At 72.7% G+C, this 12,929-nt stretch carries 14 protein-coding genes; 9 read left to right on the plus strand and 5 right to left on the minus strand.

Annotation, left to right across the window (positions count from 1 at the left end):
- Nucleotides 1-140: 140 nt before the first annotated feature.
- A complete protein-coding gene (locus BN1187_RS11880; protein WP_040161983.1) occupies nucleotides 141-632 on the plus strand; it encodes an Lrp/AsnC family transcriptional regulator in 492 nt (163 codons plus the stop codon).
- A 59-nt stretch (nucleotides 633-691) separates the two neighbouring features.
- On the opposite strand, the gene BN1187_RS11885 is transcribed toward BN1187_RS11880, so the two are convergent.
- Both BN1187_RS11885 and BN1187_RS11890 read right to left on the minus strand, forming a co-directional pair.
- Nucleotides 692-1,522, minus strand: a complete 831-nt coding sequence (locus tag BN1187_RS11885; protein ID WP_040163207.1) for an aldo/keto reductase — start codon at nucleotides 1,520-1,522, stop codon at nucleotides 692-694.
- Nucleotides 1,523-1,527: 5 nt separating this feature from the next.
- Nucleotides 1,528-2,775, minus strand: a complete 1,248-nt coding sequence (locus BN1187_RS11890; RefSeq protein ID WP_052462650.1) for a dicarboxylate/amino acid:cation symporter — start codon at nucleotides 2,773-2,775, stop codon at nucleotides 1,528-1,530.
- Nucleotides 2,776-2,848: 73 nt separating this feature from the next.
- Between BN1187_RS11890 and BN1187_RS11895 the strand changes: the two genes are divergently transcribed.
- Nucleotides 2,849-3,733, plus strand: coding sequence for a patatin-like phospholipase family protein (locus tag BN1187_RS11895; RefSeq protein WP_218184693.1), 885 nt, complete (start codon nucleotides 2,849-2,851; stop codon nucleotides 3,731-3,733).
- Nucleotides 3,734-3,815: 82 nt separating this feature from the next.
- On the opposite strand, the gene BN1187_RS11900 is transcribed toward BN1187_RS11895, so the two are convergent.
- Nucleotides 3,816-4,820: an iron-siderophore ABC transporter substrate-binding protein gene (locus BN1187_RS11900; RefSeq protein WP_040161989.1), complete on the minus strand. Its 1,005-nt coding sequence runs from the start codon at nucleotides 4,818-4,820 to the stop codon at nucleotides 3,816-3,818.
- A 70-nt stretch (nucleotides 4,821-4,890) separates the two neighbouring features.
- On the opposite strand from BN1187_RS11900, the gene BN1187_RS11905 reads away from it, so the two are divergent.
- From BN1187_RS11905 to BN1187_RS11925, 6 genes are read left to right on the plus strand one after another with little or no spacing between them, the layout of a single operon-like run.
- On the plus strand, nucleotides 4,891-5,946 hold the full coding sequence (locus tag BN1187_RS11905) for a FecCD family ABC transporter permease (protein ID WP_235750665.1): 1,056 nt from the start codon (nucleotides 4,891-4,893) through the stop codon (nucleotides 5,944-5,946).
- Complete coding sequence (locus BN1187_RS11910; protein ID WP_235750666.1) at nucleotides 5,943-7,013, plus strand: FecCD family ABC transporter permease; 1,071 nt, start codon at nucleotides 5,943-5,945, stop codon at nucleotides 7,011-7,013. Before BN1187_RS11905 ends, BN1187_RS11910 begins: the two co-directional genes overlap by 4 nt.
- Nucleotides 7,010-7,180 carry a hypothetical protein gene (locus BN1187_RS14705; protein WP_218184698.1) on the plus strand — a complete coding sequence of 57 codons (171 nt, stop codon included), beginning with the start codon at nucleotides 7,010-7,012 and terminating at the stop codon, nucleotides 7,178-7,180. Before BN1187_RS11910 ends, BN1187_RS14705 begins: the two co-directional genes overlap by 4 nt.
- Complete coding sequence (locus BN1187_RS11915; protein WP_235750667.1) at nucleotides 7,177-7,977, plus strand: ABC transporter ATP-binding protein; 801 nt, start codon at nucleotides 7,177-7,179, stop codon at nucleotides 7,975-7,977. The genes BN1187_RS14705 and BN1187_RS11915 overlap by 4 nt, the downstream gene beginning before the upstream one ends.
- Before the next feature lie 52 nt (nucleotides 7,978-8,029).
- Nucleotides 8,030-8,440: a VOC family protein gene (locus BN1187_RS11920; RefSeq protein ID WP_040161997.1), complete on the plus strand. Its 411-nt coding sequence runs from the start codon at nucleotides 8,030-8,032 to the stop codon at nucleotides 8,438-8,440.
- Between the two features lie 3 nt (nucleotides 8,441-8,443).
- On the plus strand, nucleotides 8,444-9,589 hold the full coding sequence (locus tag BN1187_RS11925) for a DNA glycosylase AlkZ-like family protein (protein ID WP_040161999.1): 1,146 nt from the start codon (nucleotides 8,444-8,446) through the stop codon (nucleotides 9,587-9,589).
- Between the two features lie 7 nt (nucleotides 9,590-9,596).
- Here BN1187_RS11925 and BN1187_RS11930 read toward each other — a convergent pair whose 3' ends face one another.
- Nucleotides 9,597-10,322 (minus strand): hypothetical protein, encoded by a 726-nt coding sequence (locus tag BN1187_RS11930; protein ID WP_040162002.1) that lies wholly within the window; start codon nucleotides 10,320-10,322, stop codon nucleotides 9,597-9,599.
- 112 nt (nucleotides 10,323-10,434) lie between these two features.
- Between BN1187_RS11930 and BN1187_RS11935 the strand changes: the two genes are divergently transcribed.
- A complete protein-coding gene (locus BN1187_RS11935) occupies nucleotides 10,435-11,616 on the plus strand; it encodes an acyl-CoA dehydrogenase family protein (RefSeq protein WP_052462651.1) in 1,182 nt (393 codons plus the stop codon).
- A gap of 37 nt (nucleotides 11,617-11,653) precedes the next feature.
- Here BN1187_RS11935 and BN1187_RS11940 read toward each other — a convergent pair whose 3' ends face one another.
- Nucleotides 11,654-12,925, minus strand: coding sequence for an MFS transporter (locus BN1187_RS11940; RefSeq protein ID WP_040162005.1), 1,272 nt, complete (start codon nucleotides 12,923-12,925; stop codon nucleotides 11,654-11,656).
- Nucleotides 12,926-12,929 lie beyond the last annotated feature (4 nt).

The raw sequence follows: 12,929 nt of genomic DNA on the forward strand, positions 1-12,929 counted from the left end.
TCGCCCACCATTCGACCTCGCAGACGACACCGTGACAAGTGCCTGTCGCCATATCGAGCAAAATGTTCAGTATCGTGGCCCCAGGCTGCCGGCGATTGGACGAGATGCCCGCTCGTCCGGCGACGACGAAAGGCACCGCCATGGTCCACCTCCTCGACGACACCGATCGGCGCATTCTCACCGAACTCGACAACGACCCCCGCGCCACGATCATGGGACTGGCGCAGCGTTGCGGCCTGGCCCGCGGGACGGTGCAGGCACGGTTGGAGCGCCTCGAGCGCGACGGCGCCCTGCGCGCGCACAGCGTGCGCGTGGACCCGGCCGCGCTGGGTCGCGAGCTGTCCGGGATGGTGGCCGCCGAGCTCGACCAGCACCAGTACGAGAAGGCGGTCGAGGCGCTGCGGCGCATTCCGGAGGTGCTCGAGTGCTTCGCGCCCGCCGGCGAGACGGACCTGCTGTGCCGCGTGGTGGCGCGCGACCCGGATGACCTCTACCGGGTGTGCGAGGAGATCCGGCTGTGCCCAGGCATCGTCCGGACGCGCACCAGCGTCTACCTGCGCCGGCTCATCCCCTACCGCACCGCGCCCTTGCTCGCCGCCGACGATGCGGGCCGTCGGACGCGGCGCGGCTGAGCAGGCACCGCGGCTGAGCCGGCGCCCCGGCCGCACCGCCCCGCGAGCCGCCCGACGCGCTAGCCCTTGAGTTCGACGACGTCGGGGCTGCTGCCCGAGCGCTCGTCGCGGTTCAGGCCCGTGATGGCGTCCATGTCGTCGGGCCGGAGTTCGAAGGTGAACAGGTCCGCGTTCTCGGCCATGCGGTCGCGGTGGGTGGACTTCGGAAACACCACGTCGCCGCGCTGCAGGTGCCAGCGCAGCACGACCTGGGAGACGGTGCGGCCCACCCGCTCGGCGATCTCGACCAGCGCCGGGTCGTCCAGCAGCCGTCCGCGCGCCAGCGGCGACCAGGCCTCGGTCACGATGCCGAGTTGCTCGTGCAGCGCCCGCAGCGGCTGCTGGGTGAGGTACGGGTTCACCTCGACCTGGTTGACCGCAGGGGTGACGCCGGTCGCGTCGATGATGCGACGCAGGTGATCGGGCTGGAAGTTCGAGACCCCGATGGCGCGGACGCGTCCGGTGCCGAGGATGTCGACCAGTGCCTGCCAGGTGGCGGCGTAGTCGGTGGTGAGCGGCAACGGCCAGTGGATGAGGTACAGGTCGAGCACGTCGAGGCCGAGGTCGTCGAGCGAGCGGGCGAAGGCGTCCTTCGCAGCGGCGGGCTCGTGGTAGGGGTTGTCGAGCTTCGACGTAACGAACAGCTCGTCGCGGGCGAGCCCGGACGAGGCCAGCGCCTTGCCGACCCCGACCTCGTTGCCGTACATCGCGGCGGTGTCGATGTGCCGGTAGCCGAGCTCGAGCGCGTCGCTCACGGCCGCCTCGGCGTCCTCGGCGGGAATCTTGTAGGTGCCGAACCCGAGCTGCGGGATCGCGACGTCCCCCGCCAGGGTGAGCGTGGGGATGGGCAGGGTTGTCATCGTTCCTCTCCGATCACCGAATCGGCCAGTTGTGGGGCGCCCCCGGAGCGGGCGACGAGCTTGTCGACGACCGCCGCGATCGCCCCGTCGCCGGTGACGTTGGTGGCGGTGCCGAAGGAGTCGATCGCGATGTAGGTGGCGATCATCAGGCCGACCTGGGCCTCGTTGAAGCCGAGCATCGACGAGAGCAGGCCCGCGGCCGTCATGATCGCGCCGCCGGGAACGCCGGGGGCGGCGACCATCGTGATGCCCAGCATGAAGATGAAGCCGACGATCAGCCCGGGCGGGATCGGCATGCCGTACAGCAGCATGATCGCCAGCGAGAAGCAGGTGATCTTCACCGTCGAGCCGGCCAGGTGGATCGTTGCGCACAGCGGGATGACGAAGGACGCCACCGGCTCGCTGATGCCCATCTTGATGGTTTGGCGCAGGGTGACGGGGATCGTCGCCGCCGACGAGGACGTGCCCAGCGCGGTCACGTAGGCGGGCAGCATCGTCTTGAGCATCACGAGCGGGTTCTTGCGCTGGAACGCCCCGGCCACGCTGAACTGCACCAGCAGGACGACCAACGTCAGCGCGAACACGAACACCACCACGCCGAGGAACGTGGCGATGACGGTGAACACCTCGCCGGTCGCCGTCATGTTGAGGAAGATGCCGAAGATGTAGAGCGGCAGCAGCGGGATCAACACCGCCGCGATCACCAGATTGACGATCTCGCGGAACTCCACGAAACCGCGCTGGAGGAGGTCGCCCTTGATGAACGTGAGCGCGACGCCGACCACGAACGCCAGCACCAGCGCGGTCATGACGCCGAACACCGGGTCCATCGTCACCTCGAAGTACGGTTTGAGCAACGCGTCCTCGGGGTTGGTGACGTCGGCGACCGTGTGCCCGGCGAGCAGCCCCGGCAGCACCAGCATGCTGGCCCCGTAGCCCAGGAAACCGGCGAAGAGCGTCGACGCGTAGGCGATGCCGGCCGTCACCGCCAGCCACTTGCCGGCACCGCGCCCCAGCTCGGCGATGGCGGGCGTGATGAGCCCCACGATGATGAGCGGGATCACGAACGAGAGGAAGTTGCCGAACAGGCCGTTGAACGTGACGAACACGCGCACGAGCCAGTCGGGGAAGAACAGGCCGCACACGATGCCGAGGACGATCGCGATGAGGATGCGCCAGAGCAGGCCGACGCGGGGCTTCTTGGGAGCGGCGACGCTGCCGTCACCCGGTGCTGAGGTGGTCACCGGACCAGGCTAACGGTCGACGCCGACAAAACGTGGATAGGGTCGAGGAAGAAGGAGGCCATCCGTGTCCGAACTGCGCAGCAACGTCACCGATACAGCCCTCATCTTCGAAGGGGGCGGCATGCGGGCGTCGCTGACCTCGGCGATCGTGCCCGTGCTGCTCGAGGCCGGGATCTACATCGACTTCGTCGCCGGCATCTCCGCCGGGGCCTCCAACACGTGCAACTACCTCTCCCGGGACGCCTCGCGCGCCCGGCAGTCGTTCGTCGACTTCACCGCCGACCCGCGGTTCGGCAGCTGGCGGACGTTCTCGCGCGGCCAGGGCTACTTCAACGCCCAGTACATCTACGAGGAGACGGGTCTGCCCGATCAGGCCCTCCCCTTCGACCACGACACGTTCCTGGCCAACCCCGCCTCCATGGCGATCGCGGCCTTCCAGTGCTCGACCGGCCGGCAGGTCTGGTGGGGCAAGCAGGACGCGAAGACGATGCGCGACCTGATGGTGCGGGTGCGCGCGTCCTCCACGATGCCGGTGCTGATGCCGCCGGTGACGATCGACGGAGAGGTCTACGTGGACGGGGCGCTGGGCCCCGACGGCGGCATCGCGCTGGACGCCGCCCGCGCGGCCGGCTACTCGAAGTTCCTCGTGATCCTCACCCAGGAGCGCGGATACCGGAAGGGCCCGCAGAAGCACCTGCGGCTGTTCCAGCGCCACTTCCGCTCGTTCCCCGCCGTCGCCGAGGCGCTGCGGGATCGTCCGGCCAACTACAACCGGGTCCGCGAGGAGCTGTTCGAGCTCGAGCGCTCCGGCGACGCGATGCTGTTCGTCCCCGAGACGATGCCGGTCCGCAACAGCGAGCGCAACATCGCCAAGCTGACCGCCGCCCACGAGCTGGGGCTGGCCCAGGCCCGGCGCGAGCTGCCGGCCTGGCGGGAGTTCTTGGGCGTCCCCGCCTGAGGAGGACGCCGCGGCACGCAGCCGCCGGCCGAGCCCGTTCGCGCCCGCCGGTCACCCGCAACCAGACGGCGTCCGGCGCCGCTCACTTGCCGATGGCGGCTTCCACCTTGGGCACGAGGTTGTCGATCGCGTAGCTGCGCGCCGCGGGTGAGCCGAGGCTGAAGGCGTTGGCCAGGTCGCCGTCGATGATCACCGAGTGCCCGGCCTTCACCGCGGGGACGGCCTGGAACGCGGCATCCCCGGTCAGCTGGGCCGACGGGATGAAGATCGGGAAGCCGACGATCAGGTCGGCGTCCAGGGTGTCGAGCTTCTCGACGGACAGGCGCACGGAGAACCCCGAGCCGTCGGCGGGCAGCGCGTCGACCGAGGGGTTCTGAGTGAAGCCGAGCCGGCCCAGGAAAGCGACCCGCTCGTCGCCTTTGGTGTAGGCACCCCACCCCTCGCTGGTCTTCGTCGCCGCGGTGGCGGTCTTGCCCTTCCAGGCCGGGTGCGCGGACACGGCGGCGGCGAACTTCTTGTCCACGTCGTCCAGCAGCCGGCGTCCCTTGTCCGTTTCGCCGAGCGCCGTGGCGATCATCGTGAGCTGCTGGTCGGACGCGGTGAGGTAGTTGTCGCCACCTGCGGGGACGCCGACGGTCGGCGCGATGCTGGCCAGGCGCTCGTGTCGCGCCGCGTCGCCTGAGCCCTTCACGTCGAGGATCAGGTCGGGTTTCAGCGCCGCGATCGCCTCGTAGCTGGGCTCCATGGTGGCGATGATCTGCGGCGGGGTCGTGTACCGACCCTTCAGCCACGGACCCACGCCCTCGCCGCCGAAGCCCAGCCAGTCGGACGCCCCGACGGGCTGGACGCCCAGCTCGAGGGCGTCCTCCGCGTCGCCCCAACCGAGCGCGACGACGCGGGTGGGTTTCTTCTCGATCGTGACGTCGCCGAACTTGGTGGCCACGGTTGCCGGGAACGCGCCCGAACCGGACGCCTCCCCGGTGGGCGCGGCGGAGCCGGTCGCGGCGGGCTGGCCGGTCGAGCAGCCGCCGAGGGCGAGCGCGGTGCCACCCGCGGCGACGAGAGCGAGGAAACGGCGTCGGTTCATGGCAGCCTTTCGTGGGGCCGGGCGAGGTGCCCGACATGTGAGTAGGTAAGGCTAACCTATGCTTTCCCGAGTGAGCACACGAACAGAGGCGGACGCCGGGGCCCCGGCGCGGCGCGGCGCGCGGCGCCGGCCGCGGTCGCTGCGGCTGCCCGGCCTCCTCGTCTGCGCGGCGCTGCTGGTGCTCACCCTCGTCGCGAGCGTGGCCCTGGGCGCCCGCTCTGTCCCCTTCGCCGACGTCGTGGCGTCCGTCCTCGGAATGCCGACGTCCGACGCGGCAGCGGCCGTGGTCGCGTTGAGGCTCCCCCGCACCGTGATCGGGCTGTTGGCCGGCATCGGGCTGGGCGTGGCGGGCGCGCTCGCCCAGGCCGTGACCCGGAACCCGCTCGCCGACCCCGGCATCCTCGGCACCACCGCGGGCGCCGGCTTCGCCGTCGCGATGGTCGCCGGACTCGCGGGCCTGGGCAGCCCGCTCGGCCTGCTCGCTACCGCCTTCGCCGGGGCGGCGATCGCCACCGTCGTCGTCTATGCCATCGGCTCGTTCGGGCGCGACGGCGGAAGCCCCGTCCGGCTCGTGCTGGCCGGTACCGCGCTGGGCGCCGTCCTGACCGGGATCACGTCCGCGATGGTGCTGAGCGACCCCGAGCGGTTCCAGATCATGCAGACCTGGCGCGCAGGATCGCTGGCCGGGCGCGGCTGGGACGGCCTCGGCCCGGCCGCGTTGTTCCTGCTGGCGGGCCTCGCCCTGGCCCTCTCCGTCGCGCCGTCGCTGAACGCCGTGGCCCTGGGCGACAGCCTGGCGACCTCCCTGGGCGCGAACGTCGCCCTGGTCCGCTCGTTGTCGGTCGTCGCGGTCGCCCTGCTCGCGGGGACGGCCACCGCCATCGCCGGACCGGTCGCGTTCATCGGGCTGATGGTGCCGCACATCGCGCGGTGGTTCACCGGGCCCGACCAGCGCTGGGTGCTCGGCTACAGCGTGCTGCTCGGCCCGGTCCTGCTGCTCGCCGCGGACGTCGCCGGCCGGTTCCTCATGCCGCCGGGCGAGTTGCCGGCGGGCATCGTCACCGCCTTGATCGGGGCGCCCGTGCTCATCGCGCTGGTGCGTGGACGGAACGCGGGCGAGCTGTGAGTACGCGTACCTCCCCCGCGCCCGACGCCGCGCGTCGCCGCCCCGGAACCATCCGACTGCCCGTCGCCGGGACGCCCGTGTCGCGGCGCCGCCTGGTGCTGGCGGGCGTGCTCGCGGTGGCGACCCTCGCCCTCGTCGTGTGGATGCTCGGCCTCGGCGACTACCCGCTCGGCCCGGGCGAGGTGCTGCAGGCGCTCTTCGGCGACTCCGGGTTCGCCTCGACCGTGGTTCGGCAGTGGCGCGCGCCGCGCATCGCCGGGGCGGTCGTCCTGGGCGCGGCGCTGGCGGTCTCCGGCGCCGTCTTCCAGTCGCTCACGCGCAACCCGCTCGGCTCCCCCGACATCATCGGGTTCTCCACCGGCGCCTACACCGGCGTCCTCGTCGTGATGACGGTGCTGCCCGGCTTGGGACTGGCGCAGGGGACGGCGTCCACCACGGTCGGGGCGTTCATCGGCGGGCTGCTGACCGCCGCCGCCGTCTACCTCCTGGCCTACCGGAACGGCGTCCAGGGCTACCGCCTGATCATCGTCGGCATCGCGATGACGGCGATGCTGCACGCGGTGAACCTCTTCCTGCTGCTGCGCGCCCAGCAGGAGGTGGCCATGGCGGCGTCCATCTGGGGGGCCGGGACGCTGTCCCTTCTGGACTGGCCCCACCTGCTGCCCGCGCTCGTCGTGATCGCCCTGGGCGTCCCCGCGGTCGTCGCGCTCGTGCCGTCGCTGCGCCAGCTCGAGCTGGGCGACGAGGCGGCCAGCGCGCACGGCGTCCGAGTGGAGCCGACGCGGCTGGCGCTGATGGTCGTCGCCGTGGCCCTCGTCGCGGCCGTGACCGCGGTGGCCGGGCCGATCGCGTTCGTCGCGCTCGCCGCGCCGCAGATCGCGCACCGGGTGCTCGGCGGGGCGGGCGTCCCGGTGGCGGGCTCGGCGATCGTGGGCGCGTTCCTCCTGCTCAGCGCGGACGCCGTCGCGCAACACGTCGTCGGCGACGTCCCGGTGGGTATCGTCACGGTCGTGGGCGGCGGCGTGTATCTCCTCGGGCTCCTGGTCAGCAGGGTGAGCGACCGGTGATCGGCACGCCCGCTCCGCCCGACCCCGCGCCCCGCGACGACGTCCCGTGGCAGGACGCCCCCGCGCCCCCTCGTCCGGGCTCGCGCCTGGTCGCCCACGACGTGACGCTGCGCTACGACGAGCCGCGCCCCCTCGTCCGGGCTCGCGCCTGGTCGCCCACGACGTGACGCTGCGCTACGACGAGCGGCTCGTCAGCGAGAGGCTGTCCGTCGACATCCCTGACGGGTCGTTCACCGTCATCGTCGGCCCCAACGCCTGCGGCAAGACGACCCTCTTGCGCTCGCTCGCACGTCTGCTGGCGCCGACCGACGGCGACGTCCTGCTCGACGGCCAGCCGTTGCGAAGCTACCGGCCCAAGACGGCCGCCCGCGAGATCGGGCTGCTGCCGCAGGCGTCCATCGCCCCGGACGGCATCACGGTCATCGACCTGGTCTCGCGGGGCCGCTTCCCCTACCAGAAGCTCGTGCGGCAGTGGACGGAGGAGGACGAGCGCGCCGTGTGGACGGCGATGGAGGCCACCGACGTGGCCGAGCTGGCCCGGCGTCCGGTCGCGGAGCTGTCGGGCGGGCAGCGGCAGCGGGTCTGGGCGGCGATGGCGGTCGCGCAGACGACGCCGATCCTGCTGCTGGACGAGCCGACCACGTTCCTGGACGTGTCGCACCAGATCGAGCTGCTGGACGTGTTCGCGCGGCTCAACCGGCCCGCCCCCGACGGCGAGGGCGTGACCGTCGCGGCCGTCCTGCACGACCTCAACCAGGCCGCCCGCTACGCCACGAACCTCATCGTCATGAAGGAGGGCCGGGTGGTCGCGACCGGCGACCCGAACGACGTGCTCACCGCCGACCTCGTCGAGGACGTCTACGGACTGACCTGCCTCGTGATCGAGGACCCGGTCTCGGGGACGCCGCTGGTCGTCCCCACCGCTGGGGCGTGGCCGCGCCGCGGGGCGTCGGGAAGGGGTTGACCGGCGGCCGCAGGCCGATGCCACGATGGTGCCCGCGAACAAAGGAGCGACGATGGCCGACCATCCCCGCCTGCGGCAGACCGTGCTGGACGCAACGGACGTCCGGGCGCTCGCCGAGTTCTACCGCGCGCTGCTGGGCTACGAGTACAGGCCCGGCGACGAGCTGCCGACCGACGGTCCCGACGACCTCGAGTGGCTGGTCCTGCGGGGGCCCGGCGATTCCCACAACCTCGCGTTCCAGCAGGTCGACGAGCTGCCCCCGTCGACCTGGCCGCGCGACGGCGTCCCGCAGCAGCTGCACCTGGACCTCACGGTGCCGGACGCCGCCGAGCTCGAGCGGCAGCGCCGCCGCGTCGAGGACCTCGGCGCCACCCTGCTGCTCGACCGGTTCGACGACCCCGAGGAGCCGCTGTACGTGTTCGGCGACCCCGCCGGGCACCCGTTCTGCATCTTCGTCGGCTGACCCATGGCGCCCGTCACAGCCTCGCAGGCCCTCCGGTTCCGCTGGCGCGCGCAGCAGCTCGACGCCCCCGCGGACAGCGCCGCCGTGGACGCCCCCGCGGTGCTCGACCTGGGCGTGCAGGACGGCGCCAACCACGCCGGACGCCTCGCGCTGACCAACCGTGGTGTCGCCGTCGACGAGGCGATCCGGGTGCTGTCGGACTTCTCCGACGATCTGCTGCTCGCCTGGACGCTGCGCGGCGCCCCGCATCTGTACCGGCGGTCCGACGCCGGCGACGTCCAGCGCGCCGTTTCGCCCTTCGACGAGGACGACGCGACGCGCCGCGCGATCAGCGGCGGTAAGGCCGTCTCGAAGGACGGCGGCAGCGTGCTGGACGCCCTCGGCGAGGTCGCCGCCGCCATGCGCGACGCGTGCGCCGACCCGACCCCCAAGGGGGAGGTGTCGACGGCGCTGCACGCGACGCTGCCGGCGGTGCTGCAGGTCGACTGCCGCCCCTGCAAGGCCACCCACCCGCACGAGCAGCTGTTTCGGCTGGCTGCGCTCCACGGCGGCCTCGAACTGCAGCCCGGCACCAACCCGCCCGTGCTGCGCCGCATCCCGGGGTGGCGTCGCAAGCCCGGCACCGGCGACCCCGCGAAGGCGGCGGACCAGTTCGGCGTCGTCCGCGGGTACCTGCGCTTCCTGGGTCCGGCCGCTCCGGCGCACGTCGCGGCGTTCCTCGACACGTCGGTCGCGCAGGCCAAGGCGCACTGGCCCGACGACGTCGTCGAGGTGACGCTCGAGGGCAGCAAGCGCTGGATCCTCGCCGACGACGCCGACGCTCTCGCCGACGCGGCCGATCCGGGCGGCGACGCGTCGCTGCGGCTGCTGAGCGGTTTCGACCTCTTCACCGCGGCGAAGGACCGTGACCTCCTGGCGCCGAAGCCGCGGCACGCGGAGCTGTGGCCCTCGCTCGGACGCCCCGGCGTGATCGCCCGCGACGGGGAACTGCTCGGCACCTGGCGCCCGAAGTCGACCGGGGCGACGTTGACCGTCACCGCCTCGCTGTGGGCGAAGACCGACCCGGGCGTGACGGCGCAGGTCGAGGAGCAGGCTGACCTGGTCGCGCGCTCCCGGGGTCAGCGGCTCGCCGGGGTCACGTTCGGCTGAGCCGGTGCTAGGGGCGGTCGGCGTCCGGGTCGGCCGGCGTCTCGTCAGGCTCCGCCGGGCCGGCGTCCGCCGCGTCTGCCTGCGGGCCCGCGACGGCCGGCTGCCCCGGGGCGTTGGGCGCCGCGGGGACGGGCACGGACTCCGGCTCCGGGTCGGGCGCCAGCGGCGCGTGCTCCTGGATCTCGGGCGCCTCCCCCGCGAGCGGCCCGAGCGCGGTCAGGAAGCTGTCGCGGATGTCGACGGCGGTGATCCGGGACATCTTCACGGAGTCCTCTGTCTCGGACCACACCGCGTGGGCGTCCACCCGCTGAAGCCAGACCCTGTTCTCGCTGAGACGCAGCAGGCGGCCGCACTCGCGCCGCCGCGTCGCCCCTTCGAGCCGAAGGCACAGCAGGGGCGAGACCTGGGCGAGCGTGCCCATGACCTCCCACACATCGTCGAGGCGGGCGCCGCGCGGCATGACGGGCGGCCACGTCGGAAGCGAGCGGGCGAAGCGCTGTTCGAAGCCGCCGACGGGGGTCACGCGGGAGACGTCCGCGACCTGGATGGCGCGGTAGCCGTTGGGGTAGCCGCCGGGCAGGGTGCGCGAGATCAGGGCCCATCGGGCTCCGACGCCGAGGACGAAGCCCTCCGTCTCGTCGGCGTAGCGCGGCGACCGGCGGATGTGCACCAGCGTGCGGTCCGTCAGCGCGGCGACCAGATCTGGGCGCAGGCTCGGCTTCTTCTTCCCCATCGCCCTAGTTTTCCATGGGACGCCCCCGGCGCGCGGGAGACGCGGCGAACGAGGCCCCTCCTGGGCCGCGCGGACACCGAGAAGGGCAGGACGGGATGGTAAAGATGGGCCCATGCCTCTCACCGCCACCACGCCCGCCGGCCACCGGCAGATCCTGACCGACGACCTGCTCGGCACCATCAGGTCGCGCGCGGCCGCCGTCGACGCCGAGAACGTCTTCCCGTTCGACGACCTGGCCGACCTGCGCGCGGCCGGCTACCTGACCGCGCTCGTCCCCGAGGAGTTCGGCGGCGCAGGGCTCACGATCGAGGAGATCGCGCTCGAGCAGGCCCGGCTCGCGGGGGCCGCCCCGGCGACCGCGCTGGCGGTCAACATGCACCAGATCTGGCTGGGCGTCGCCCGGCACGTGCACGCGGGCGGGGATGCGTCCTGCGACTTCCTGTTCACCGACGCGATGGCCGGCGAGGTCTTCGCGTTCGGCGTGTCGGAGGCCGGCAACGACCTCGTCCTGTTCGGGTCGATCAGCGAAGCCGCGCCGCAGAGCGACGGCTGCTACGCCTTCACCGGCACCAAGATCTTCACCACGCTCGGGCCGGCCTGGACGCGCTTCGGCACCTTCGGCGCCGACCGCAGCGATCCCGCCAGCCCGGTCAACGTCTGGGCTTTCCTTGACCGCGACGCGGGCGGCATCACGGTGAAGGACGACTGGGACACCCTCGGCATGCGCGGTACCCAGTCGCGCACCACCGTGCTGGACGGCGCCCCCGCCCGGCCCGAGCGCGTGGTGCGGCGCGTCGCCCCGGGCCCGACCGACGACCCGTTCGTGATGGGCATCTTCCTGACCTTCGAGATCCTGCTCGCCGCGGTCTACTACGGCATCGGCCAGCGGGCGATCGAGGTCGCCGTCGAGCTCGTGCAGAAGCGGACGTCCGTGAAGAACGCAGGGGCGCCGTACGCGCACGACCCCGACATCCGCTGGCGCTTGGCGGACGCCGCCATCGAGCAGGACGCCGTGCGCGAACACCTTCTCTCGCTGGCACGCGATCTGGACGCCCGGGCGGATCGTCCGCTGTGGATGCCGCAGGCGTCCTCGTTGAAGAGCCACGCCACCGAGGTCGCGCTGCGCACGGTCGAGAAGGCGATCCGGGCGTCGGGCGGGTCGTCCTACCGCAGCTCCAACGAGCTGTCGCGCCTGTACCGCGACGTCGCCGCCGGGCTGTTCCACCCGAGCGACGACGAGTCCGTGCACGCCGCCTGGGCGAACGCGTTGCTGGGGCCCGTCCCGAAGCCGTGAGCCGCAGGCGTCCGCCTGTCGGCGCCCGACCGGAGCGTCAGCGGCGCGGCGCCGGCGCTGGCGGCCGCAGCGTCAGCAGCGCCAGCGGGGCCAGCGCCACCATCGCGATCACCGACAGCGTGGCGAAGCTGCTCGCGGCCAGCAGCGGGCCGGCGGCGAAGGCCGCGGTCGCGCCGAAGAGGTTCGCCAGGGCGTCCACGCCGCCCTGGGCGGAGGCGCGGTTCTCGTCGGCGACCGCCCCGCTGAACAGGGCCGACGCGGCGACGTTGACGAACGACCACCCCAGTCCGAGCAGGAACAGCGACGCCACGATCCAGCCCAGGTGGTTCGGCTGCAGCGTCCCGATCAGCAGGGACGCCAGGAAGGCGACGATCCCGATCACGATCGTGAGGCGGTGCCCGCCGCGGTCGGCGAGGTAACCGACGACCGGCGCGAGGGCGTACATGCCGACCACGTGCAGGCTGATCGTGAGGCTGACCAACGTGATCGAGCCGCCCTCGTGGATGATGTGCACCGGCGTCATCGTCATGATCGTCACCATCACGATCTGGGCGGTGAGGATCGCGATCACCGCGTAGCGCGCCAGGGAGTTCTCCCGCATGACATGGCCCAGGACGCCGACCCCGCCGCGCTTCTTCCCGGCCCGGATCGGGGCGGACGGCGCGGTCGCGCGCAGCACCTGCAGCGGGTCGGGGCGCAGGGCGAGGAAGACGATGAGGCCTGCCAGCCCGAGGCAGACCGCGGCGATCAGGAAGGCCGCCGCGTACAGGCTCAGGCCGGTGCGGTCCCCCAGCGCCTGGCCCGGGACGCCCAGGTTCGGCCCGAGCACCGAGCCGAGCGTGCCCACCCAGACGACCATCGCCAGCGAGCGACCCTTGTGCTGCGGCAAAGCGAGATCCGTCGCGGCGAACCGTCCCTGCAGGGCCACCGCCGATCCGGCACCCAACAGCAGCAGCCCCACGAACAGCCGCACGACGAGGGAGCCCTGCGCCGCCAGCGCCGTCAACGCGGCGCCCACGGCGGCCGTCCACCAGCCGACGCTCAGGGCCGTGCGGCGTCCGAACCGGGCCGCCAGGTTCCCCAGGGGCAGCCCGAACAGCGCCGCGCCGAGCGTGCTCGCCGTGCGTGCCAGCCCGGCCCAGCCCTCGTTCCTGGTGACCTCGCCGGCCAGCAGCACGCGGATGGACGGCCCGACGCCGACGCCGACCGTGCCGATGATCTGGGTGACGATCAGCACGGCGAGGGTGCGCCGCTGAACCGCGGCGACGTCGGCGGCGCGGGCTTCCGCCGTGGGCTCGTGGTGGTTCACGCGG

The sequence above is a fragment of the Nigerium massiliense genome (assembly GCF_000826085.1).
In the GTDB taxonomy this organism is placed as follows: domain Bacteria; phylum Actinomycetota; class Actinomycetes; order Propionibacteriales; family Propionibacteriaceae; genus Propioniciclava; species Propioniciclava massiliense.